The sequence below is a fragment of the Noviherbaspirillum sedimenti genome (assembly GCF_003590835.1).
Classification (GTDB): domain Bacteria; phylum Pseudomonadota; class Gammaproteobacteria; order Burkholderiales; family Burkholderiaceae_D; genus Paucimonas; species Paucimonas sedimenti.
The window spans coordinates 2,214,675-2,237,626 of record NZ_QYUQ01000002.1; the positions used below are offsets into that span (position 1 = coordinate 2,214,675).

Below are 22,952 nucleotides of genomic sequence, written 5' to 3' on the forward strand. Positions count from 1 at the left end.
CTGGAATGGTCAAAGACTGGCAAAATGAAACCATAGTCAACTTGACCAATAGAAAGAGGCGCCATGGCCACCCTGTTATTCATCGCCGACCCCATGTGTTCATGGTGCTATGGCTTTGCACCGGAGCTGAACGCATTGCAGCAAGGATTGCCGGAAGTGCCGGTGGAGATCGTGGTTGGCGGTTTGCGCCCCTATCAGCAGCAGCCGCTCGATGCCGAAGGACGGCAGCAGTTCCTGTCACACTGGCAGCAGGTTGAGACGGCAACCGGCCTGGCTTTTTGCAGCACCGCGCTGGATGCCGAGGGATTTTCCTACGATACTGAACCGGCCTGCCGGGCGGTGGTGACGGCACGCCAGCTTGCGCCGCATACCAGCCTGCCGGTCTTTCATGCGATCCAGCAAGCCTTCTTTGCCGAAGGGCGCGACGTTACGCAGCCTGAAGTCTTGGCGGAGCTTGGTGCGCAGGCCATGACGGCAGCAGGCCATGCCATCGATGCTGCAGGGTTTCAGCTAGTCTGGAGCAGTGCCGCCATGATCGATGCCACCGGCGCCGATTTCGCTCTCACCAGACAGTGGAGTGTGGAAGGTTTTCCAACGCTGGTGCTGGAACGTGGACGCGAACTCGATCTCGTCACCGCCGGCTTTGAACCCATGCCGGTCCTGGTCGAACGGCTGCAAGCGCTGGTCGACCAGCAGGCAGCGGCCTGACGCTGACGACGGCGGGCTTGCTGCCCGCCGTCGCCGGCCTTAATACGCCAGCCTCAATACATGTGCTGGCCGCCATTGATGGCGATATTGGCGCCGGTGACGAAGGCCGCCTCGTCCGAAGCCAGATAGGCAACCAGTCCCGCCACTTCTTCCGGCTTGCCCAGACGTCCCATTGGAATTTGCGGAATGATCTTGCTGTCGAGGACCTCCGCCGGAATCGCCATCACCATCTTGGTGCCGATATAGCCCGGCGAAATGGTATTGACCGTCACCCCTTTGCGGGCCACTTCCAGCGCCAGCGCCTTGGTGAAGCCATGCATGCCGGCCTTGGCGGCGGAATAGTTGGTCTGGCCGAAGGCGCCCTTCTGGCCATTGACCGAGGAAATGTTGATGATGCGGCCCCAGCCGCGCTCGGTCATGCCATCGCACACCGGCTTGGTCATGTTAAAAACGGAATCCAGGTTGGTGCGGATAACCGCATCCCAGTCGGTCTTGTCCATTTTCTTGAAGGTCGTGTCGCGCGTGATGCCGGCATTATTGACCAGCACATCGACCGGACGCACGTCCTTTTCGATTTGCGCGATACATTCCTGCGCCGATTCATAGCTCGCGACATCGCAGGGGTAGGCGCGGAAGTTGTAGCCTTGCTGCGCCATCGCTTCGAGCCATGCCGGCCCCTTGGTACTGCTGGGTGAGTAAGTGGTGATGACCAGGTAATCCAGGGCGGCCAGCTTGATGCAAATCGCTTCGCCCAGACCGCCCATGCCGCCAGTCACCAGTGCAATTCGTGCCATGTCCTATCCTCTCGCAAAAAAATAAAAAACGCCCCGGCCAGAACGGCACTCGCGCCAGCACAACAGTACGCAAGGCTCATGCCAAACAGTATGAGCCCTGCCCTGCCGCCGTGCGCAAACATGCAGCAGCGATCTTACCTTTCCACTGCCAGCGCCACACCCATGCCGCCGCCGATACACAGGCTGGCCAGGCCGCGCCTGGCATCGCGCCGGACCATTTCATGCAGCAGCGTCACCAGAATGCGGCATCCAGATGCACCAATCGGATGGCCGATCGCGATCGCGCCGCCGTTGACGTTGATCTTGCTGGTATCCCAGCCCATCTCGCGGTTGACGCCAATGGCCTGGGCCGCGAATGCTTCATTAATTTCCATCAGGTCCAGGTCCTGGTGCGTCCAGCCGGCCTTCTTCAGGCAAAGCTGGGCGGCAGGCACCGGGCCCATGCCCATCACCGATGGATCGACGCCGGCCGAGGAATATGCCTTGATTTTCGCCAGCGGCGCCAGGCCAAGTTCACGGGCCTTGTCGGCGCTCATCAGCATCACGGCGGCGGCGCCGTCGTTGATGCCCGAAGCGTTGGCAGCGGTTACCGTACCGGCCTTGTCAAACGCCGGACGCAAGCCGGAAATCGACTCCAGGGTCACGCCTTCCTTGACGTATTCATCGGTATCGAAAACGATCACGCCTTTTTTATGCGGGATTTCCAGCGGCAGGATTTCATCCTTGAACTTGCCGGCCTTTTGCGCGGCTTCGGCCTTGTTTTGCGAAGCGACCGCAAACTCGTCCTGCTCCTGGCGCGAAATGTCGTATTTCTTGGCGACGTTCTCGGCAGTGACGCCCATGTGATAGCCGTTATACACATCCCACAAGCCGTCATTGATCATGGTGTCGACCAGCTTGGCGTCACCCATGCGAAAACCGTCGCGGGAATTGTTCAGCACGTGCGGCGAAGCGCTCATGTTTTCCTGGCCGCCGGCGATGATGATCTCGGCGTCGCCGCACATGATGGCCTGGGCAGCCAGATGGACTGCCTTCAGGCCGCTGCCGCACACCTTGTTGATCGTCATGGCGGGCACCATGCTGGGCACACCGGCACGGATCAGTGCCTGGCGTGCCGGATTCTGGCCGACGCCGGCAGTCAGCACCTGGCCCAGAATGATTTCGCTGATCACGTCGGCCGACAAACCGGTCTTGGCCAGCAAACCCTTGATCACATGCGCTCCTTGATCCGAAGCGGCAATTTTCGCCAGGGAGCCACCAAACTTACCGACTGCGGTTCTCTGTGCTGCAACAATTACGACGTCTCTCATTTCAATTCCCTTATGACGGCAAAAAAGATTATCCAATTGGTGATAAGCCATTCCTCTTTGCTTGGACACCCTCTGGCGATCAACAGATTGTCGCTTGCCAGCAGCGGCACTTAAAGCAAAAGTTCGCTTATTGTAACCAGCTATGGAGTCTGGTTCCTGCATTTTGCATTGCGCATCCCCTGCTTTTGGCGCGAATTCATTGCAAAATCCTTCTTCGTTGCCGCATTAAATCATAATAGCCGGCAAAACTACAATATTGACAATAGTCAAAGTTTTCAAACACGGATGCCATGATGATGCACAGCCGGCCGGATCATGGATTGGCGTTGTACAGGATCCCACAAGTCTTAAAAAAAAATGGGCATTGGCATGATTGCGAACTTAATTTCGGGCACAATACTTCTTGAGTTTTCTGTGCTTGCAAGCATATTTTGCACAGGAAGCCTCTGCCGGCGCAAATGGCATGCCTGGACCTGGAAATTGCTGCCGGAGAGTATGCATTACCTTTGATGGAGTCTGGCATGGATCATTTCAGCAGGAATAATTACAGCAACTCGGCGCATCTGAAGGAATTGATGACTGCGCCGCCGATGACCGCCGAACAGCATGCCGCGATCAACCGCAAACGCAATGAACAGCGGCGCATGATCGAAGAAGCGCGGGAAATCCGCAACGAAAACGCGGATCTGCTTTAACCTGCCTTAAGCCGATGCAGCCGTGGCGTTGCGGGCAATGCCGGCGTCCGCTCCAAACAGGCAATCGCTCAACGGATCAGGATTGCCCGGAAGTCGTTGACATTGGTGTGGGTCGGCCCGGTCATGACCAGGTTACCCAGCGCAGAAAATGCAGCATGCTTTGCGCGATGCCGGCGTGTACCAGTGCGGCTTCCCTTGCCTCCGCCTCGATGCAATCGAAAAGAATCAAGGGCGCGATCCCCAATTCGCGCGCGCGCCGCGGCGGCTTGCAGGCTTTGCATCGGGGTGGCGATCAATTCAGTACGGCAATGCGCAAAATCCTGTGGCGTGCGCGTGACAGGACGCCCCAGCGCGGCCACCACATGCGGTGGCAGGCGCAGCCCCAGGCGGGCGACGATTTCCAGCGGCGGCTCCGGGTCTGCCGGCGGCGCCACGGTCGGACCGGAGGCGACGAAAGCGGGGTCGTCACCGGGCACATCCGAGATCACCAGCGTCAGCACCCGGGCCGGCCAGGCGGCCGCTGCCAGCCCGCCGCCCTTGACCAACGACAATGCCTGGCGCACACCGTTGAGCTCACGGATCGTTGCACCGGCCTGGAACATGGCTTGCGTCACTTGCTGCTTGTCAGCCAGGCTGATGCCAGCCACCGGCTCCACCAGCAAGGCTGAGCCGCCACCGCCGCCTGGAACAGCTCGAGAAGGATGGCGCGCGGAGTCATGCCAGACCCGGCACTATTTGACGATGCGGTAACAGGGTATGTATTTTTTGCCAGGCAATTTCATGCGGTGATGCTCGACGAATGAGGCCAGCAGGGCATCCATCGATGCCATGATATCGGCGTCGCCATGAATTTCGAAGGGACCGTACTGTTCGATGGCACGGATGCCCTGGTCCTTGACATTGCCGGCCACGACGCCGGAAAAGGCACGCCGCAGGTTGGCGGCCAGCAAGTGGCTGTCCTGCTGGCGCTGCAGCTTCAGGTTGCGCATGTTGTCGTGCGTGGGGAAAAAAGGCTGCTGAAATTCGCGGTCGATTTTCAGGCGCCAGTTAAAATAATAGGCATCGGCCTTTTCCTTGCGATATTCCCGCACCCGCTTGATTCCTGCCTGCATTTCCCGCGCCACTGCGGCCGGATCGTCGATGATCACCTGGTAACGCTGCCGCGCTTCCTGCCCGAGGGTGTCGCCGATGAAACGGTCGATCTGTTCGAAATACGCTGCCGCGCTGTGCGGGCCGGTGAAGATCAGGGGAAATGGCAGCTCGGTATTATCCGGATGCAACAGGATCCCCAGAATATACAGAATTTCCTCGGCCGTACCTGCGCCACCGGGGAACACTACGATGCCATGCCCGAGCCGCACGAAAGCCTCCAGGCGCTTTTCGATATCCGGCAGGATCACCAGGTCGTTGACGATCGGATTCGGCGCTTCGGCGGCGATAATGCCAGGCTCGGTGACGCCCAGATAGCGGCCGCTGCTGATGCGTTGCTTGGCATGTCCGATCGCCGCGCCCTTCATCGGTCCCTTCATGGCACCGGGTCCGCAACCGGTGCAGATATCCATTGCCCGCAAGCCGATCTGGTAGCCGACTTTTTTAGTGTACTCGTACTCGCCGCGCGAAATCGAATGGCCGCCCCAGCACACCACCATGTTGGGATTGATCAGTGGCCGCAGCATGTTGGCGTTGCGAAGAATATGAAAGACCGCGTCGGTGGTGCCTTCGGACGACGCCAGGTCGAACCTGGGATCGTCCTGAATTTCATTGCTGACGAAAATCACGTCGCGCAATACCGCAAACAAATGCTCGTGGATACCCTTGATCATCTGTCCATCGACGAAGGCGGAAGCAGGCGCACCCTTGATATCCAGCTTGATGCCGCGCTCGCGCTGCAGGATGCTGATATGAAAATCCTTGAAACGCTCCAGCAGTTCCTTGCCGTCATCCATGGCGTTACCGCAGTTAAGCACGGCCAGGGAACAATTGCGGAAAATGGTGTACAAGCCGCCTTGGCTGGTGTCGCGCAACTTGGCGACTTCCGCTTTGGACAAGACTTCGAGCCGCCCTTCAGGGGCGATCTGGGTATCGATGACCTCGTATTTCATGTGTGCGCTAATCTCGGTAAATGAATGCCCTGCCAGTTTGAACTGGAAAGCAGCATCAAGTCCAGCATTTCAAAGCGGATATTTACCGTAGCGGTGGCCGTCCATACCGGTCGCAGGCCGGCGAAACAATATTAAGGATTTTCCGCGACAGAATCGGCACTGCGCTTGAGCAGCCCTTGTCGTTGCGCTTCAAACACGGCTTCGCCGCGCGAATGCACGGAGAGCTTGCCATAAATGCTTTTGATGTGGGTCTGCACCGTACCGACCGACACGGACAGCATGCTGGCGATATTGCCGTAGGAATCACCACGCGCAATCAGGTCGAGGATGGTCTTTTCACGCTTGGTCAGCTGGCTTTCCGTCCGCGCCTTCTTGTCGCTGGAGGCAGCAGCAGGCTTGCCGGTGCGGATGCGTTCGAGCACCATGCGCGCAATCGCCGGACTCATCGGCGCGCCGCCTGCACGCATGCTCAGCACCGCGCGCGCAATATCGCTCTTGTGCGCCCCCTTGAGCAAGTAACCGGAGGCGCCCGCTTCGATGCAGGCCAGCACATTGGCTTCATCGGCCGACATCGTCAACACCATGATATCGCATTGCGGATGCAATTGACGACAGGCGCGGATGATATCAATGCCGGAACCGTCGGGCAATCCAAGATCCGTAAGCAGGACATCCATGACGCCAAGCAGCATCCAGTCCAGCGCCGCCTGCATGTTGTCGAAAACAGCTGCCAGCGTCAGGCTTGGCTCGGCCTCGATTGACAGGCACAAGGCCGCCCTGGTCAGCGCATCATCTTCGACCACCAGCACACGCGCCGGCGCCAGATCCGGTTCCGATGGCTGGCTCATGGCATTGAACTGGGCCGGCAGGCCGCAGGAAAGCACAGAGAAGACATTTTTATTGTTTATTAGCAACTACCAAAGGGTGTTACAAGAAATATACCATCATTCAACGCCAAAATATCCCATAAATATGGGATGTGCGAAAACCAGCATTCCTCTATAGTAATCTTGTCTCTTCCAACGCTTCTCCAGTGTTGAGTTTGGCCCGTCACGGCTTCCGTGTGCGGGCCATTTTTTTTCCAGAAACAGGCACCGGGACATCCCTGCCCCCCCTGTCCGGCGTTGGAAATTCCCAACACATTAGCCACAATCCCGGGCGTGTTTGGCCAATGTCACAACCATAAAACGGTGCCGGTTTCATAGTCATGACATGAATAATTCTGCGTTGCAAATCAACCCAGCCCAAAATGACGCATAGTCCGACACCAGCGGCGCCCGGCATCGGGGCGCTGGCGAGCGCCAGCGAGGCGACAATGCCGGTACGTCATCGTAACTTTCGCTCGTTCGACACGGTCATGCAGGAAAACCGCGGCGTCGGTCCCGGTTTCGATGCACTGCGCATCGCCCTGGCCCTCGTCATCGTGACCTATCATTCCCTCCTGCTGGCCCCCGACAGCAGTGGCTTTGACTTCATCAGCGGCAATTTTTACCAGTTCATCATTGCCCTGGTGCCGATGTTTTTTTGCCTTTCCGGATTCCTGGTTACCGGCAGCGCGCTGCGCACGCGCTCGGTCAAGGTTTTCCTGACTTACCGCGGACTGCGCATCTTTCCGGCGCTGGCGGTCGAAGTGACGCTGTGCGCACTCTTGCTGGGCCCCTTCATGACCAGCCTGCCGCTGGCCGAGTACTTCACTACCAAGCAATTCTTCTCTTATTTCGGCAATATCATCGGCGTCGTCCGCATGGAACTGCCCGGCGTCTTCCTCGACAATCCGCTGCCGAAAATCGTCAACGGCAGCTTGTGGACCCTGCAGCCAGAATTCTATTGCTACCTGATCATGGCGGCGTTGATGGCATCCACGCTGGTATATCGGCGCGGCTGGTACAGCGCGACTTTCATGGCCGCGACTGCTTTGCTCACGGCCAGTAACGCGCTGTTCGGCTACGGCAATCCCGGCGACCTGTTTCCGCCAAACGTGATCATCTATTATTTTTTCGCCGGGATCGCCGCCTATCACTGGCGTGCCTGGATCCCGGCCCATCCACTGCTGTTTGCGCTTGCACTGGCAATGGCTGCACTCATGCTGTCACGCCAGGGCCTGGTCTACCTGGCCGCGATTCCCGTGACTTACTGCACGGTGTATGCCGGCATGCTCAGGCTGCCCCGCATTCCGCTACTGCAGAAGGGAGATTATTCCTACGGCATTTACCTACTGCATTTTCCCATCCTGCAAAGCCTGGTTCACCTGTTCCCTTTCCTGCGCACGTGGTGGCTGCTGCTGCTCCTGGCCGTACCACTGGTGATCGCCCTGTCGGCGCTCTCCTGGCACTGGATCGAGAAGCCATCCCTGCAATTGAAAAAGCGGATTTTGCCGCGCCAGACGCCGCCCCAGGTCATGTCGGCGGCACAGCCCGGCAATCCATTGGCGCGCATCGGCGGATGAATCATGCAAAAGTGCGTACCAGCCGTCAGCATGGTGGCATTGGCCTGCTTGTAACGGCATAAAACAGGAGTTCAGAAGATGGCAACGAACTTGTCCGGACTGATCAGAAAGGCAGGCACGATGGATGGGACCCGCAACATCGTCAACCTGTTTGCCAACTTGCCGACCGTCGCAACGGTGCTGGAAAAAAATCGCGGCGCCGGTCCCGGCTTTGATGCATTGCGCATTGGCCTGGCGCTGTGCATCCTGCTGTTTCATTCCATCCAGAATTCCTATGGCAGCCGCTATTCGGCCTACGTGCCAACTTTTTTCTATCCCATCATCCTGGCTTTGCTGCCAATGTTTTTTTGCCTCTCCGGCTTCCTGGTGACGGGAAGCGCGTTGCGCACCCGCTCGGTACCTTTGTTTCTGACCTACCGGGGCCTGCGCATCTTTCCAGCGCTGGCGGTTGAGGTGACCTTGTGCGCCCTGCTGCTCGGCCCGCTGCTGACCACGGTGCCGCTGAAGAATTACTTCAGCGACCACCAGTTCTTCGAATACTTCGGCAACATCATCAGCATCGTCCGCTACACGCTGCCGGGCGTATTTGCCGATAATCCGGTGCCCCACATCGTCAACATTGCCCTGTGGACCTTGCGCCCGGAATTTCATTGTTATTTCGCGATGTCCCTGCTGATGCTGAGTTCGATTGTGTACAGGCCGACCTTGTACACACGCCTGTTTCTCGCCGCATCCGTGTATGTGGCGATACTCAATGTCGTCAATGGTTTCGGCAATCCGACCTCGACCTTTCCCTGGCATGTAATCCTGTATTATTTTTTCATCGGCATCGCCTTCTTTCACTGGAAAGAACATATCCCGCTGCATTTTTCCCTGTTCGCGGCGGCGGCGATCCTGTCTTATTTTCTGTTGCCGCTGGATGGTACGACCTATGTTGCCGCATTTCCGCTGACATACTGCATGGTGTATCTGGGCACGCTGAAAATACCGCGCGTCCCCTTGTTGCAAAACGGCGATTATTCCTATGGCATTTATCTGTTCCATTTCCCCATTCAGCAAACCCTGATACATTTTTTCCCGGGCTTGCGCGAATGGTGGCTGCTGTTCCCGGTCGCCGCAACGTTGACGATCCTGTTTGCCGCCGCGTCATGGCACTGGATTGAAAAACCTTCGCTGAGCCTGAAAAAACACTTCGATTTTCTGCGAACATGGCGCATCGGCAGAATACTGCCGGCGGATCAGCCGCGCTAAGGTTCAGGGGAGCCACCAAGCCGCAGACGAGCCAATAGCCAATAAGCGCAGGCGAGCCGCCAAGGCTCAGACAAACACCGGCATGATCTGCAGCGGGAAATCGGATTGCCTTGCCGCCGGCGGCAAGGGCTTGGCGATGTAAAAGCCCTGGATCTCGTCGCATTGCAGGCGTCGCAGGACTTCGATTTGCCGGGCGTTTTCCACGCCTTCGGCAACCACACGCATGCCAAGCGCATGTGCCATGGTGATGATGGCGGTAAAAAACACTTTACCCTCCTCGGTCTTTGCAACCTCGGAGGTGAACGCGCGGTCGACTTTCAGCACATCGAAATCGAGCCGTTGCAGCTGTGACAGTGACGAATAGCCCGTACCAAAGTCGTCGATCAGGATTTTGATGCCCATTTTCTGCAAGGCTGCCAGGGCCGCAGAAACGTCATGGCTGTCGCCCATCATGCAGGATTCGGTGATTTCTATTTCCAGCAATTGCGCGGGTATCCGATGGCGCTTGATGCAGGCGGTAACCACCTTGATGAAATGACGATGATTGAACTGGCGCGGCGACACATTGACCGATACCGGCAATATTTCCCGCTCCCGCTGTGACCAGGTGGCCAGTTGGGCGCATACCTTGTCCAGGACCAGTTCGCCAATCCCGAGAATCAGGCCGGTTTCTTCGGCCAGCCCGATGAATTCCAGCGGTTCGATCAAGCCCCGCGACGGATGCTGCCAGCGCACCAGCGCTTCCATGCTCGATACCATGCCGGTCTTGATGTCCAGGCGCGGCTGGTAGTAGATGAGAAGTTCGTCATTTTCTATCGCGTGGCGCAATTCCTGTTCGCGGTCGACGCGCTTGCGCAAGTCTTCATACAATTGATGTTCATAAAAGCGGTAATTGCCCTTGCCCGCGGTTTTGACGGCATACATGGCGATATCCGCATTCTGCAGCAAGGTGTCGGCGTCCATGCCGTCCTCAGGGAAAACGCTGATACCGATCGAAGTGCCGATCAAATGCGTGCCCTGTGACAGGCGAAATTTTTCCTTGAATGCGGCGACCACCCGATCAGCGACGTGGGCAACGTCGTGCCTGTCTTCGAGCTGTTCGACAATCACCACGAATTCGTCGCCGCCCAGGCGCACGACGTGGTCATGCGGACGCACCGCCACCTTCAGGCGCTCAGCCGTGTAGCGCAACAGTTCATCGCCAACTGGATGTCCCATCGTGTCATTGATGCCCTTGAATCCATCCAGATCGATGAACAGCAAGGCCAGCATACTGTGTTCCGTGCGCGCGCGGGCGATCGCCTGAGGCAGGAAGCTCTGGATCCAATGGCGGTTGGGCAAGCCTGTCAAGGCATCTTCATTGCCGCGGCGCTCAAGTTCGCTCACATGCGCCTTGGTATCGCTGATGTCGCGCATGGTGATGGCCAGTTCGTCGTTGGAACGCACCATTTTCAAATGGACCCACTTCACGGGCGCCGACCATTCTCCGGTCGCCTGCAATTCGCCTTCGTAGAAACTCGATGCCATCGCCTGCATCATGCGCACCATGAATTCCTGGCGTTCCGGCTCCGGCAGCAAGGTGGAAAAATGCTTGCCGATCACCCCTTCGCGCCGCTGCTGGAACAGCCTGGCGCCATAGGAATTGCAATCGACCGCAACAAAATCGACCATCTTGCGTTCCTTGTCGCACACCTGTTTGGCAATGAAAAAACCTTCGTGGCCTTCTTCCGTCGCCATCCGGTAGGTGGCCTGGGTTTGTTCGAGCTGGTGCTTGCGCCATGCCAGCCGGATCGACAGGATCATGGCGATCATGGCAAAACAGAACAGCACAACGGATGCCAGGACAGCATTGCGAATCGAGGTTGCCCGGGTTGCCAGGTATGGCGCCAGCGCATCGGCCTGGTCGAGGCCGGCGATCGCCACCAGCGGATAACCTTCAATTTGCTGCCAGCCGATATAGCGGGGACGGCCGTCGGCAAACCAGGTTTCCCCCTCCATCAACTTGCTTCCCCAGAGCATGGTGAACTGCGGCATTTTGGTAAAGGCAAACACGCCGCGATTGTTGATCGTGTTGCCAACCCTGGTTGCCCGCATGGCGCCATCATCGCCCACGAGGGCGAGCAGGCCGTGCTTGCCGAGACTGATTTCAGTGTATGTCGTCGTGAAATACTCGGCCCCCACGCCCACCATGACCGTGCCGGCAAAGCTGCCGTCGGGCTGACTCAGGCTGCGGGCAAAATGCACGATGTCGCGCGCCAGACCCGGGCTGTACACTGCGCCGCCCAAATACAGAAAATCGATGATGGCGAATTTTTGTGCCGTAAAAAATTGTCGATCGCCAATATAGGAATTTCTGACATTGGCCATGGTACTGGTGTCGATTCTGCCATTGCGATTCACAATCGTTACGTCAAAAAGCGAGCCTGCCTGAAATAGCTTTTTTCTGTTGAGCGTTTCAAGCTGAAGTTTGCCGTTTGTCAACTCCCATTCATACCGCACATGCAGGAGGGTCTGGTCGACGATATCGAAGCTTCTCACCAGATGTCCGGCATAGTTTTTTGCCATATTCAGCGCTTCCCGCATGGCGGTGGCTTCCGCGCGTTGCCGGCCATGTTCCAGGTCCGACAGCAGCAGGAACCAGCCCAGCAGGGCGAGCAACAGTGCCCCCAGCGGCCATGACATTGCCCAAAGGAGGTGTCGCTTCAACAAGCGGGGTTTATCAAGAAAATTCTTGAAACGAAATAAAGAGGCGCCGAAAAATTTCTGCATATGCAAGGGTTTGTGATCTTTTTGGCGCTATTTATAGCCTTGAGCACGATCAATGGCATGATCGCGCTGGAATTGCAGAGCTGAAAGAAATGCTGTGCGAGCTTAGCGCGCCTTCTTTGACTAATTTGGCTTCAGACAAATGAATTCTGGATTAGTTGCAACATCGGAATTTTTCATGCGCCGCATTGCACTTTGTTCGCAGTATTACAACAATTTTTGATTTACAGCCAGATTGCATTCACTTCGAGATTGACAATAAAATCTACAAACGATCTCAATTTTAATCGAACAATTGCGTCAACACCCTGCGTGCCGGCATTGGCAGTATTGCGGTATCGCATCTTGTAGTTTGGAAGGGCCTACCGGAACGGTCATGATAAAGCGCACGCAATTATCAGAATTTTTTTTGATGCTGGTGCTGGCTGTATTGCCCTCGATCGTGCTGGCCCTTGCCAGACCCGTCACGGTGATGACGCTAACCGGCGCGATTGGTCCGGCCGGAGCGGATTATGTCCAGCGTGGCGTTGCCCGTGCCGCCCAGGAAGGAAGCCAGCTGGTCGTGCTGCAACTGGATACGCCCGGCGGGCTGGATACCGCCATGCGCGCCATCATCAAAACCATCCTGTCGGCGCCGTTGCCGGTCGCCTGCCATGTCGCACCAGGCGGCGCGCGCGCTGCCAGCGCCGGCACTTATATCCTGTATGCCTGCCACATTGCCGCCATGGCGCCCGGCACCAACCTGGGCGCGGCCACCCCGGTCGCATTGCACGCGCCCTTCATGGATCCGGAGCCATCCAAAGAAAAAAGGGATAAAGACGAGCGCCAGTCAGGCAAACCGGCAACGCCGGACGAAAGCGCAACCACGCCCTTGCGGCAGAAGCAAGTCAACGATGCCGCGGCGTATATCCGCGGACTGGCGCAATTGCGCGGCCGCAATGCGGACTGGGCCGAGCGCGCGGTGCGCGAAGCGGTGAGCCTGCCGGCGGAAGATGCGCTGCGCCTGGGCGTGGTCGATTACCTTGCGGCCGACACCCCTGCCCTGCTGGCCCAGCTCGATGGCAAGACAATCAAGGTGCTGGCAGAAACCCGGCTCTTGCAAACCGCCGGCGCGCCGCTGTTGCCGTACCAGCCCGACTGGCGCACGCAAATTCTGGCGGCGATCACCGACCCGAGCATCGCACTGTTGCTAATGACCATAGGCATCTACGGCTTGCTGTTCGAATTCATGAATCCAGGCGCAGTCGCGCCCGGGGTCCTGGGCGCCATCTGCCTCTTGCTGGCGCTGTATGGTCTGCAGCTTTTACCGGTGAATTACGCTGGCCTGGCGCTGATCCTGCTGGGCCTGGCCTTCATGGTCGCCGAAGTCTTCCTGCCCAGCTTCGGTGCGCTGGGCCTGGGCGGCATTGCCGCCTTTGTGGCCGGCGCGCTGATCCTGATCGATACCGATTTGCCGGGATTCGGGATTCCGCCCGCACTGGTAGCGTCGCTCGCCTTGCTGAGCGCGCTCCTGATCGCGGCGATGACCGGTGTCGCACTCAAGACGCGCCGACGCGCCAGGGTCGGCGGCCTCGATGACATGCGTGGCGGCGTCGCCGAGGTGCTGGATGTCGCAGGCGATGCAATCTGGGTCAGGCTGGGTGGCGAAACCTGGCGTGCGGTCAGCGTGACGCCCTTGCAGCGGCAGCAAAAGGTGCGGGTGATAGGCCGCAAGGGATTGGTACTTGAAGTCGCCCCGCTGGATCTTCACGATAAAGGAGCATAGCCATGTTTTACGGATTCGGATTCAGCAGCCTGTTCATCCTGGTATTGATCCTGCTCTTTTCATCGCTGCGCATCCTGCGCGAGTACGAACGCGGGGTGGTGTTCCAGCTCGGCCGTTTCTGGGCCGTCAAGGGGCCGGGCCTGGTGCTGCTGATCCCGGTCATCCAGCAAATGGTGCGCGTCGATTTGCGTACCGTGGTACTGGATGTGCCGACCCAGGATGTCATTTCGCGCGACAATGTCTCGGTCAAGGTCAATGCAGTCATTTACTTTCGCGTGGTGGATCCGGAAAAAGCGATCATTCAGGTCGCCAATTTTTTCGAGGCCACCAGCCAGCTGGCGCAAACCACCTTGCGCTCGGTGCTCGGCAAACATGAGCTGGATGAGATGCTGGCCGAACGCGAGCGCTTAAATGTCGATATCCAGCAAGTGCTGGATGCCCAGACCGATGCCTGGGGCATCAAGGTGGCGAATGTCGAGATCAAGCATGTCGATCTCGATGAATCGATGATCCGCGCCATTGCGCGGCAAGCGGAAGCCGAGCGCGAGCGGCGCGCCAAGGTAATCCATGCCGAAGGCGAATTGCAGGCATCGGAAAAATTGATGCAGGCAGCCCATGTGCTGGCGCAACAACCGGGCGCCATGCAGCTGCGCTATATGCAAACGCTCTCCAATATCGCCGGCGACAAGGCTTCGACCATTATTTTCCCGATGCCGATCGATCTCCTGTCCGGCATGGCCGAAGCGGCCAAACGCCCGCCTGCCTGAGCGCCGGCCTTGGAGGGGACCGTTGCGCTGCTGCTGCGTACCTATACCCTGGCCGACGATATTTCCTTTGATGACATTCTCAGTTCACCCCTGAAAAAAAAAGCGGGCGCTCTTTAAAGAGCGCCCGCTTTTCGTGACATTGCGTTTTTTTCTTACCAGACAGCCTTGCCAGCTTCGTCCTTCAGCTGGGTTTTCCAGGCATCCTGCACCAGCTTGACAACGGCCGGCGGCATGCCGACGTAATCGAGTTCGGTTGCCATGGCGCCGCCGTTCTTGTAGGCCCAGTCAAAGAATTTCAGCACTTCCTTGCCCTTGGCAGCATCGGCCTGCACCTTGTGCATGATGATGAAGGAAGCACTGGTGATCGGCCAGCTTTGCTTGCCGGCCTGGTCAGTCAACGCCACGGCAAAGCCCGGGGTCTTGTCCCATTGCGCGCCGGCGGCGGCCGCCTTGAAGGTGGCATCGTCCGGCTGCACCCATTGGCCATCGCGGTTTTTCAGCTGGGTGTGGGCCATCTTGTTTTTCTTGGCATAGGCGTACTCGACATAGCCAATCGAATTCTTGATGCGCTGCACGTTGGCGGCGACGCCTTCGTTGCCCTTGCCGCCCACGCCCGTGGGCCACTTGACGGCGCTGCCGACACCAACTGTCGTCTTGAATTCTTCGTTGACCTTGGAAAGGTAATCGGTGAACTGGAAGGTGGTGCCGGAACCGTCAGCGCGATGCACCACGGTGATGTCTTCGGCCGGCAGCTTCACGCCAGGATTGTCGGCAGCGATTTCCGGCGCATTCCATTTGGTGATCTTGCCCAGATAAATGCCGGCAAATGCCGCATTGGACAGCTTCAGCTGGCCGGGGGCGATGCCGTCGACATTAATCACTGGCACCACGCCGCCCATGATGGCAGGGAATTGCATCAGGCCTTCTTTTTCCAGCTCTTCCTGCTTGAGCGGCATGTCGGAGGCGCCGAATTCCACGGTCTTGGCCTTGATTTGCTTGATGCCGCCGCCGGAACCGATCGACTGGTAATTCAGGCCGGTGCCGGTGGCTGCCTTATAGGCCTCGGCCCATTTGGAATAGATCGGATAGGGGAAGGTCGCGCCGGCGCCGGTGATATCTGCGGCCTGGGCTGCGCCACCGGTCAGGATGACGCCTGCCGCCAGAATCAGGGAAGGAACGAATTTATTCAAACGCATGGAGACTCCTTTTGATTGATCAAAGTTACCAGCGAACTTTAAACCCGGTTTATGACATCTTCATTACCTCGATGACAAACAGGAGCAGCATGACATTACCTTGTCACATTGAAAATTTATGATGGTCGTCAGAAAATTATTTACTCCCTTGCATATAGAATCGTTTACCCGCCATGGACACAGTCGCACGTCAGCCAGACGAGCAGGTCAAACAGCCGATGGACGGCGGGCACGCAAGCTTGCAGTTGCATGAGGTTCTGCAACAAGGATTGCTTACCCCCGTGTTCCAGCCGATTGTCGACATGAACAGCGGCGCACTGATCGGCTATGAAGGCTTGATCCGCGGCCCGGAAGGCAGTGCGCTGCACGCCCCCGCCCAGCTGTTCCACGCAGCACGACAATCCGGCCTCGGGCCGCAGCTGGAAGACTGTTGCAGCGAAGTCATCCTGAAAAAATTCGTCGAACTGGCGCTGCCCGGCAGAATTTTTTTGAATATCAGTCCGGACAGCCTGATCAAGGCAGGCGTGACTATTGCGGACAAGCTCGCCCAGCTGCACCTGATCGGCGTGGCACCGCAACGCATCATCCTCGAAATGACTGAAAACCAGGCGATCCACGATTACGATGCCATGCGCGAAGTCTTGCGGCGCTGCCGCAGCCTGGGCATCCAGATCGCCATCGATGACCTCGGCGAGGGCTTTTCCAGCTTGCGCCTGTGGTCGGAAATCCGGCCCGATTACGTCAAGATCGACATGCATTTCATCCAGGGCATCGACCGTGACCCGGTGAAGCTGCAATTCGTGCAATCGATCCAGCAGATCGCCCGCAAATCGGGCACGGTCACGATCGCCGAAGGTATCGAGACAGACACTGAACTGCGACTGCTACAGGAACTCGGCATCGGCTGGGGCCAGGGTTACCGCATCGCCAGGCCGCTGGCGCAACCGGCGCTCGCCATCACCGCAGAACTGGTGGCGCGCATCCGCCACAATGCTGCCCTGGCCACCGCCGGCAACCAGCGCGGCTTCAATCTGCCGACTGCCCTGAAGCTGTTGCGTATCGTCCCGGTAGCAACGCCGGATACCTCCACCAACGCCGTGTATACGACCTTCGCTGCCGACGCCGGGCTGGAAGTCATGCCGGTGGTGCGCAATGGCGTACCGCTCGGGATCATCAACCGCTTCCAGTTCATCGACCGGCTGGCGCGGCCCTATCAGCGCGAACTGTATGGCAAACGCTCCTGTACCGCTTTCATGACACCGGAGCCGCTGACCGTCGACAAGAACACGTCCCTGCAGGATATCAGCCTGATGATCGTGGAAGCGAAGTCGCATCATTTCTCCAACGGCTTCACCATCACCGACCATGGCCAGTACATCGGCGTGGGCTCCAGCCAGGACGTGATGCGGGAAATCACCCAGATGCAGATCAATGCGGCGCGCTATGCCAATCCGCTGACACAGTTGCCAGGCAACGTGCCAATCAACGAAGAAATCGACCGCCGCCTCGCCGCCGGTGTCGAATTCAATGTCTGCTACGGCGATATCGACCATTTCAAGCCGTTCAACGATGTTTACGGCTACCTGCGCGGCGACGACATCATCCGTCTGACCGGCGATATCCTGGCGCGCTATTGCGTGCCGGGGGTGGACTTCCTCGGTCATGTCGGCGGCGACGATTTCATCATCCTGTTCCAGAGCGCCGATTGGAAATGCCGCTGCGACGGCATACTGGAGACATTCGCAGCGGAGACGCCGGCGTTTTTCAGCGCCGCGGACCGCAGCAATGGCGGTTACGTGAGCGAAGACCGGCGTGGCAACCGGGTGTTCCATCCGCTGGTATCGCTGTCACTCGGCGTGGTGAAAATCGACGCCGCGCGCCATTATTCAAGCTACCAGATTGCCGCCGCCGCAGCGGACGCCAAGAAACAAGCCAAGACCATGAGCGGCAACAGCCTGTTCCTGGAACGCCGGGAATTGCAATAGATCCGGGCTTTCGCCTGGCATTCAGCTGCTGCTATTCGCTTCGCCCAGCACCACTTTGGCGCCAGTCACCAGCGCCGATTTCACTTGATCCAGGTACGGGCTGGCGAAGCGCTTTCCCTGCGGCGAATCGCGCAAGGCCATGTTCCAGTGACCGGCCACGGCCATCAGCTGTGCAGGTGTTCCGGCTTTTTCGATGCGCTGGATCACGGGGGCGCTCAGCAAGCCAAGATAGGTTTGCGCAGTGGTGGTCATGAAATCCTTGACCAGGCGGATGGTCGCCGGGTCTTCCGTCAAGACGCCCCCGGCCTCGGCGCCGCTGGCGGCCGGCGCCACCACGGGCGCATTGCCCCGCGCAGCTGGCGCCGGCGCCGGCGCGGCAGATTCCACTGGTGTTGCGCGCAATGCACCAGCATGGGACTGGCCGCGTGCATCGCTGTCCGTCTGCGCAATGAAGCCATGCTCCAGCAAGTGGCTGAGAATTTCCTGCAACTGTCCCGACGGCACCATTGCCGGGACCATTTCAATAATCGTCTCCAGGTCCTTGCTGCCGTCAATGATGATGAGCACGCGTCGTTGCATGGGGGTCAGGCCATGGGCACGGCTGGACATTTCCTCGCGCCCTTTTTCGGTCTTTGAAAAAACGAGCCCGGTACTTGCCATGGTTTGTGCCAGCATATATTTTTCCTTTTTCACCGCATCCCAGGCTGCCTCAAGGGGAGCCGCGCGGCGCACGACGACATCACGCCACGAACGGCGCTTCGTTAAAATTGAGCCAGGTAACGCCCAGGCCATGCATCAAGTCCTCGCCCAGATCCTGGATGGCATCGTCTTCCTCATCGAACTCCCAATCGATATCGACTGCGCAACCGGCGTGGGCGGCTTCGTTCAGCACCATGAACAGTTGCCGCATCGATTTGGTCGAGGCGCTGTTGACATAGGAAAGCCGGATGCGTGCATAAAATTTCGCCGAGACCTTGTTGTCGAAATGCGCTTGCATCGTGCCGATGATCGGCTGGAAAAACAGGTTCGGATTCTCCGGATAACACTCGCCTGCGATAAACAGGGTGTTGTGCACCGGGTTGAAAATGACTTCTGGCGTACTGTCCGTGCGGACTGTTTTAATGGCTTGCATTTTTTCGGCTCCCGAAAAATTAAATCACTGTCTTCAAGTAAAAATAGGAAAAGCGCCCCGCCGACTGCGTATGCGGAACGAATTCGAACTCGATTGGCTGGGTGCTGTCGCGTGCAATCGTCAACAAGCCCAGGCCGGCGCCCTTGCTGATGGCATCGGTCGCCTCATGCTCGTCATTGGCCAGTTGCTGGCGGTAGGCGGCCTTGATTTCCGCCAGCGACATGCTCTTCAGCGCAGTCAGCTTGCCGTGGATGCGCTCAACCTGTTCGCTCGGCACCAGGTTGCCGCAGGCTATCCAGTAGGATTGTTCCGCCTGCCCCATGCCAATCGCGCCGGGCTTGCCCGGTTCCGGGCAAGTGCCATTGCCGGGGGCGCCGCCATAGTGCAGGATGTTCTGCGCCATCTCGACAAAGCTGGAAAACAGCTTGCGCTTGACCGGGCCGCTGACGTTTTCGTACTCCAGCTTATCCTTGAGCGCACGCGACAGGACATTCATCATGTCGCCGTCAAAGCAGCCGGCGTAGTAATAAATTACGCCGGCATGCGCGGCCCCCTCCTGGAACTGTTCAAACGATCGCAAGTTCATGCCTGGCCCTCGGCAGCGAAGGCGAGGAAGCAGACATCGTCGCGGCGGCGCTGCTGGCCTTGCCATTCGGCGAAGCGCTCCAGCAGCAAGGCAGAAAATTCTTTCGGCGCCAGGGCCCGTTCCTCCGACAGCATCTGGTACAGGCGCCGGCGGCCATGCGCGATACTCTTCGGGCCGCCGATCTGGTCGATCACGCCGTCGGTGGTAACCAGCGCGCGATAGCCGGCCGGCAGGCGCACGCGGTGCGAACGGAAAATAAAATCGTCCGGTGTGTCGCTGTAGCCGACGCCCATGCGGTCGCCCTCGAACAGGCTGACTTCTTCGGCTTGCGGCTGCACCAGCGCCAGCTCCAGGCGAGCGCCGGCGTAATGCAAGGCGCTGGCGGCTTCGGTCAGGACGAACATGAAGGCATCCATGCCGTCGTCCGATTTGTCCGCCGCCTGGCTGCCCGGTTTCTTTTCCTCGTTGCGCTGGCCCAGCACTTTCTTGATGTAGGTATTCAGTCCGCTGAGCACCACGCCCGGGTCGGGTTCCTCGGCGCCGCTCGCGACCTGGTTTTCCAGGTAGGACAGGGCAATCAGCGTCATGAAGGCGCCCGGCACGCCATGGCCGGTGCAATCAATAATGGCGCCGAAGATGCCGTTTTTTGTGGTACGGAAGAAATAGCAATCGCCGCCGACCACATCGCGCGGCAACCAGGTCAGCTGCGCAGCGGGCATGGCTGCCAGCAGTTCCTGGTTGGAGCTGCGCAGGTTGGATTGCTGGATGGCTGAAGCGTAGTCAATACTGGAAAGCAGCTGGCGGGTCTTTTCCGCTTCGATATCCGACATCGCCTTCAACAGCGACATGCCGGTACCAAGGCCGAAGTACTTGCCGCCCCGGGTACAGATGAAGCCATCCTTCATGACGCGCGCATCCGGCTCGACTGCATGGCGCACCAGCACTTCGATCGGCGCATCCTCCGCAGCGATCAAAGGCGCGGCATCGGCAAAACCGAGGCACGATTTTTTGCCAAAAAGCTCGCGGCTGAAGGGTTTGCTGTACTGCTCCATGAAAGCATTGCGGTTGACCAGGCCGACCGGAACATCATCCTCGACGATTGCCACGGTTTCCATGTCGGGATGATCCCGGAAAAATTCCTGTAGCCCGGCATTGGTCATGTCCGGGCCGATGGCCGGGACTGCGCTCGCCAGCTGCCCCGCATGCACTGCCAAGCTCCCATGTGCACCGGCGCTGGAAGCCGCATTGGCGATGGAACTGTACAGATCTTCGATACTTGCCACTTGTATTGCTCCTTCGATTAAATGCCTTTGAACATCCGCCTGTCTGCATGCATGGACTATTTTCCTGACGGCAAATCTGACGGCAAATATATAGCCGCCGTATGACATAGGCATGAAGTAATGATGACAAATGTAAATTTTTCTGATGCGCGCCGGCAGCACCGCCATGTCATGCAATCGTCACAAAAAATTTCCTATTTGTAACAACCCCGTCACAAGCCATCCCTAGAATTCGCTTCAGAAATTTCGGTTTCTTCTTTGACAAACAATAGGAGTTGATCAATGAATTTGAAAAAAGTGTTTGCAGCAATGGGCGTTGCATCCGTCGCGCTGCTGACCCAGGGCGTCCAGGCCCAGGCAGTGAAGGTCGATGCCGGTCTGCCGACTTATCAAAAAGCTGCTGGCGTAGCCGGCAACTTCACCAGCGTCGGTTCCGATACGCTGAATAACCTGATGACACTGTGGGCGGAAGAGTTCAAGCGTCTCTATCCGAACGTGAATATTCAAATCCAGGGCGCCGGCTCCTCCACCGCGCCGCCGGCACTGACCGAAGGCGCCTCCAATTTCGGCCCGATGAGCCGCATGATGACCGCCAAGGAAGTCGAAGGCTTCGAGAAAAAGCATGGCTACAAGCCATACGCCGTGCCGGTCGCGATCGACGCGCTGGCCGTGTACGTCAACAAGGACAACCCGATCAAGGGCCTGAGCCTGCAAGACATCGACGCCATCATGTCGGTCGGCCGCAAGTGCGGCGGCGCTGCCGATGTGACCAAATGGGGCGAAGTCGGCATGAAGGGCGAATGGGGCAGCCGCGATATCGCCATGTACGGCCGTAACTCGGTCTCCGGCACCTATGGCTACTACAAGGAAATCGCACTGTGCAAGGGCGACTTCAAGCGCAACGTCGCCGAGCAGCCGGGTTCGGCTTCGGTGGTGCAAAGCGTCGCTACCCAGCTGAACGCCATCGGCTACTCGGGCATCGGCTACAAGACATCCGGCGTGCGCGCATTGCCGCTGGCGAAGAAATCCGGCCAGCCTTTCGTCGAGCCGGATGCCGCCCACGCAATTGACGGCACCTATCCGCTGGCGCGCGTGCTGTACGTGTACGTGAACAAGAAGCCGAACCAGCTGCTGGCGCCGCTGGAGCGCGAGTTCTTCAAGATGGTGCTGTCCAAGCAAGGCCAGACCGTGGTGGTGAAGGATGGCTTCGTGCCAATGCCAGCACGCATGGCGCTCAAGGCCAGCCAGGACTTGAGCAAGTAAGCAGCATCCGCGGCGCGTTCTGCGCGCCGCACCCTCCCGCCTTTTCATGTGCGGGAATCAGTCATGACATGCTGCCGCGAGCCGCGGCAGCAGATCGAATTCAACAGGCAGCGCGGAAGAATCCAGACCGGCACGCCGGCACCGTTGCTGCATGATCTTTAATACGAGGGAGTTAGGCATGAAGCAAAAAATGCGCATGGTGGCATTGCTCGCGGGCACGGCTGCGGCACTGGCCCTGAGCGGCTGCGCCACCGACATGAACCAGACCGCGCCAGCGGCAGCTGCACCGGCAGCTGCGCCGGCAGCCAAGCCGGCAGCCCCGGTAGCCGAAAAAGCGGCTGTGGCGGCACCGTCGGCCAAGGAATTCTTCATCATTCTGCCGGCAAGCGGCCGTATCCACGCCTTCGGCGACACCAGGAATTACCTGCAATACCTCGCCAATGGCGAAGTGGCGCTGACCCGTACCCAGATCGGTACCGGTCCGAAAGGCGAAACCGTCGTTTATGGCATCACCAGCGACGACGTCAAGAAAAACCAGCCGAGCCTGGGCGAACTGGTCTACCAGGACAAGTTGCCGGCTGCCGAGGACTTCCATGGCGAAGTGTTCAAGAACGGCCGTTTCTACGTCTTCGGCAACCTGCAGGACATGAAAGCCTTCGCCGCCTTCGGCGAAGTGCCCTACTCCTACACCGATATCGGCGCCGGCCCGAAAGGCGAGACGCTGGTTTGGGTAATGAACAAGGATAGCTACAAGAAGGGCCGCCCGCTCGCCAACATCGAGCGCTTCAAGCAGATTCGCGCAGCGACGTAAGCGCCGCGGAGCCAGGTGCGACATGCCTGGTTCCGGGCGCATGCGCAAGGATCGCAAAAGGGCGGCGGCTTATCGTCGCCCTCGTTTTATTT

At 58.5% G+C, this 22,952-nt stretch carries 20 protein-coding genes; 9 read left to right on the forward strand and 11 right to left on the reverse strand.

Annotation, left to right across the window (positions count from 1 at the left end):
• Window positions 1-63 precede the first annotated feature (63 nt).
• Window positions 64-708 carry a DsbA family protein gene (locus tag D3878_RS10290; RefSeq protein WP_119785383.1) on the forward strand — a complete coding sequence of 215 codons (645 nt, stop codon included), beginning with the start codon at window positions 64-66 and terminating at the stop codon, window positions 706-708.
• 53 nt (window positions 709-761) lie between these two features.
• On the opposite strand, the gene phbB is transcribed toward D3878_RS10290, so the two are convergent.
• On the reverse strand, window positions 762-1,502 hold the full coding sequence (gene phbB / locus D3878_RS10295; RefSeq protein ID WP_119785384.1) for a beta-ketoacyl-ACP reductase: 741 nt from the start codon (window positions 1,500-1,502) through the stop codon (window positions 762-764).
• Window positions 1,503-1,636: 134 nt separating this feature from the next.
• Entirely contained in the window at window positions 1,637-2,812 is a 1,176-nt protein-coding gene (locus tag D3878_RS10300; RefSeq protein WP_119787822.1) for an acetyl-CoA C-acetyltransferase, read from the reverse strand.
• A 521-nt stretch (window positions 2,813-3,333) separates the two neighbouring features.
• Here D3878_RS10300 and D3878_RS24075 point away from each other — a divergent pair.
• Window positions 3,334-3,507, forward strand: a complete 174-nt coding sequence (locus tag D3878_RS24075) for a hypothetical protein (protein ID WP_199688134.1) — start codon at window positions 3,334-3,336, stop codon at window positions 3,505-3,507.
• Between the two features lie 68 nt (window positions 3,508-3,575).
• Here D3878_RS24075 and D3878_RS10310 read toward each other — a convergent pair whose 3' ends face one another.
• The 3 genes from D3878_RS10310 to D3878_RS10320 form a co-directional block, all read right to left on the reverse strand.
• The gene (locus D3878_RS10310) at window positions 3,576-4,163 is read right to left on the reverse strand and encodes a DUF4147 domain-containing protein (protein ID WP_233556475.1); all 588 of its coding nucleotides are present in this window, start codon (window positions 4,161-4,163) and stop codon (window positions 3,576-3,578) included.
• Between the two features lie 75 nt (window positions 4,164-4,238).
• On the reverse strand, window positions 4,239-5,609 hold the full coding sequence (gene ppnN / locus D3878_RS10315; RefSeq protein WP_119785386.1) for a nucleotide 5'-monophosphate nucleosidase PpnN: 1,371 nt from the start codon (window positions 5,607-5,609) through the stop codon (window positions 4,239-4,241).
• Window positions 5,610-5,740: 131 nt separating this feature from the next.
• The gene (locus tag D3878_RS10320) at window positions 5,741-6,457 is read right to left on the reverse strand and encodes a response regulator (RefSeq protein WP_119787823.1); all 717 of its coding nucleotides are present in this window, start codon (window positions 6,455-6,457) and stop codon (window positions 5,741-5,743) included.
• Between the two features lie 401 nt (window positions 6,458-6,858).
• On the opposite strand from D3878_RS10320, the gene D3878_RS10325 reads away from it, so the two are divergent.
• Entirely contained in the window at window positions 6,859-8,055 is a 1,197-nt protein-coding gene (locus D3878_RS10325) for an acyltransferase family protein (protein ID WP_119785387.1), read from the forward strand.
• Between the two features lie 78 nt (window positions 8,056-8,133).
• Window positions 8,134-9,306: an acyltransferase family protein gene (locus tag D3878_RS10330; protein ID WP_119785388.1), complete on the forward strand. Its 1,173-nt coding sequence runs from the start codon at window positions 8,134-8,136 to the stop codon at window positions 9,304-9,306.
• A 66-nt stretch (window positions 9,307-9,372) separates the two neighbouring features.
• On the opposite strand, the gene D3878_RS10335 is transcribed toward D3878_RS10330, so the two are convergent.
• Window positions 9,373-11,988, reverse strand: a complete 2,616-nt coding sequence (locus tag D3878_RS10335; RefSeq protein WP_158592236.1) for an EAL domain-containing protein — start codon at window positions 11,986-11,988, stop codon at window positions 9,373-9,375.
• Window positions 11,989-12,448: 460 nt separating this feature from the next.
• Here D3878_RS10335 and D3878_RS10340 point away from each other — a divergent pair, with 460 nt between their 5' ends.
• Both D3878_RS10340 and D3878_RS10345 read left to right on the forward strand, forming a co-directional pair.
• Window positions 12,449-13,837 (forward strand): NfeD family protein, encoded by a 1,389-nt coding sequence (locus D3878_RS10340; protein WP_119785390.1) that lies wholly within the window; start codon window positions 12,449-12,451, stop codon window positions 13,835-13,837.
• A gap of 2 nt (window positions 13,838-13,839) precedes the next feature.
• Window positions 13,840-14,604 carry a slipin family protein gene (locus D3878_RS10345; RefSeq protein WP_119785391.1) on the forward strand — a complete coding sequence of 255 codons (765 nt, stop codon included), beginning with the start codon at window positions 13,840-13,842 and terminating at the stop codon, window positions 14,602-14,604.
• Between the two features lie 152 nt (window positions 14,605-14,756).
• Here D3878_RS10345 and pstS read toward each other — a convergent pair whose 3' ends face one another.
• Window positions 14,757-15,800, reverse strand: coding sequence for a phosphate ABC transporter substrate-binding protein PstS (pstS, locus tag D3878_RS10350; RefSeq protein WP_119785392.1), 1,044 nt, complete (start codon window positions 15,798-15,800; stop codon window positions 14,757-14,759).
• A gap of 173 nt (window positions 15,801-15,973) precedes the next feature.
• Between pstS and D3878_RS10355 the strand changes: the two genes are divergently transcribed.
• The gene (locus D3878_RS10355; protein WP_233556300.1) at window positions 15,974-17,785 is read left to right on the forward strand and encodes a GGDEF domain-containing protein; all 1,812 of its coding nucleotides are present in this window, start codon (window positions 15,974-15,976) and stop codon (window positions 17,783-17,785) included.
• Between the two features lie 21 nt (window positions 17,786-17,806).
• Here the strand turns inward: D3878_RS10355 and D3878_RS10360 are convergent, their stop codons facing one another.
• The 4 genes from D3878_RS10360 to D3878_RS10375 form a co-directional block, all read right to left on the reverse strand.
• Window positions 17,807-18,460, reverse strand: a complete 654-nt coding sequence (locus tag D3878_RS10360; protein ID WP_119785393.1) for a hypothetical protein — start codon at window positions 18,458-18,460, stop codon at window positions 17,807-17,809.
• Between the two features lie 64 nt (window positions 18,461-18,524).
• Window positions 18,525-18,917: a DUF1987 domain-containing protein gene (locus D3878_RS10365; protein WP_119785394.1), complete on the reverse strand. Its 393-nt coding sequence runs from the start codon at window positions 18,915-18,917 to the stop codon at window positions 18,525-18,527.
• Between the two features lie 19 nt (window positions 18,918-18,936).
• Entirely contained in the window at window positions 18,937-19,503 is a 567-nt protein-coding gene (locus tag D3878_RS10370; RefSeq protein ID WP_119785395.1) for a SiaB family protein kinase, read from the reverse strand.
• The gene (locus tag D3878_RS10375) at window positions 19,500-20,786 is read right to left on the reverse strand and encodes a SpoIIE family protein phosphatase (protein ID WP_158592237.1); all 1,287 of its coding nucleotides are present in this window, start codon (window positions 20,784-20,786) and stop codon (window positions 19,500-19,502) included. The genes D3878_RS10370 and D3878_RS10375 overlap by 4 nt, the downstream gene beginning before the upstream one ends.
• Window positions 20,787-21,068: 282 nt before the next feature.
• Here D3878_RS10375 and D3878_RS10380 point away from each other — a divergent pair, with 282 nt between their 5' ends.
• A complete protein-coding gene (locus D3878_RS10380) occupies window positions 21,069-22,049 on the forward strand; it encodes a PstS family phosphate ABC transporter substrate-binding protein (RefSeq protein WP_119785397.1) in 981 nt (326 codons plus the stop codon).
• A gap of 178 nt (window positions 22,050-22,227) precedes the next feature.
• Window positions 22,228-22,860: a hypothetical protein gene (locus D3878_RS10385; protein WP_119785398.1), complete on the forward strand. Its 633-nt coding sequence runs from the start codon at window positions 22,228-22,230 to the stop codon at window positions 22,858-22,860.
• Window positions 22,861-22,952: the final 92 nt, after the last annotated feature.

Excerpts from the sequence above, each read along its gene's own strand:
- phbB (WP_119785384.1), bottom strand. The coding sequence starts at position 1,502 with ATGGCACGAATTGCACTGGTGACTGGCGGCATGGGCGGTCTGGGCGAA.
- D3878_RS10345 (WP_119785391.1), top strand. The coding sequence starts at position 13,840 with ATGTTTTACGGATTCGGATTCAGCAGCCTGTTCATCCTGGTATTGATC.
- D3878_RS24075 (WP_199688134.1), top strand. The coding sequence starts at position 3,334 with ATGGATCATTTCAGCAGGAATAATTACAGCAACTCGGCGCATCTGAAG.
- D3878_RS10370 (WP_119785395.1), bottom strand. The coding sequence starts at position 19,503 with ATGAACTTGCGATCGTTTGAACAGTTCCAGGAGGGGGCCGCGCATGCC.
- D3878_RS10330 (WP_119785388.1), top strand. The coding sequence starts at position 8,134 with ATGGCAACGAACTTGTCCGGACTGATCAGAAAGGCAGGCACGATGGAT.
- D3878_RS10355 (WP_233556300.1), top strand. The coding sequence starts at position 15,974 with ATGGACACAGTCGCACGTCAGCCAGACGAGCAGGTCAAACAGCCGATG.
- D3878_RS10340 (WP_119785390.1), top strand. The coding sequence starts at position 12,449 with ATGATAAAGCGCACGCAATTATCAGAATTTTTTTTGATGCTGGTGCTG.
- D3878_RS10320 (WP_119787823.1), bottom strand. The coding sequence starts at position 6,457 with ATGAGCCAGCCATCGGAACCGGATCTGGCGCCGGCGCGTGTGCTGGTG.
- D3878_RS10360 (WP_119785393.1), bottom strand. The coding sequence starts at position 18,460 with ATGCTGGCACAAACCATGGCAAGTACCGGGCTCGTTTTTTCAAAGACC.
- pstS (WP_119785392.1), bottom strand. The coding sequence starts at position 15,800 with ATGCGTTTGAATAAATTCGTTCCTTCCCTGATTCTGGCGGCAGGCGTC.
- ppnN (WP_119785386.1), bottom strand. The coding sequence starts at position 5,609 with ATGAAATACGAGGTCATCGATACCCAGATCGCCCCTGAAGGGCGGCTC.
- D3878_RS10385 (WP_119785398.1), top strand. The coding sequence starts at position 22,228 with ATGAAGCAAAAAATGCGCATGGTGGCATTGCTCGCGGGCACGGCTGCG.
- D3878_RS10365 (WP_119785394.1), bottom strand. The coding sequence starts at position 18,917 with ATGCAAGCCATTAAAACAGTCCGCACGGACAGTACGCCAGAAGTCATT.
- D3878_RS10290 (WP_119785383.1), top strand. The coding sequence starts at position 64 with ATGGCCACCCTGTTATTCATCGCCGACCCCATGTGTTCATGGTGCTAT.
- D3878_RS10380 (WP_119785397.1), top strand. The coding sequence starts at position 21,069 with ATGAATTTGAAAAAAGTGTTTGCAGCAATGGGCGTTGCATCCGTCGCG.
- D3878_RS10300 (WP_119787822.1), bottom strand. The coding sequence starts at position 2,812 with ATGAGAGACGTCGTAATTGTTGCAGCACAGAGAACCGCAGTCGGTAAG.
- D3878_RS10335 (WP_158592236.1), bottom strand. The coding sequence starts at position 11,988 with ATGTCATGGCCGCTGGGGGCACTGTTGCTCGCCCTGCTGGGCTGGTTC.
- D3878_RS10325 (WP_119785387.1), top strand. The coding sequence starts at position 6,859 with ATGACGCATAGTCCGACACCAGCGGCGCCCGGCATCGGGGCGCTGGCG.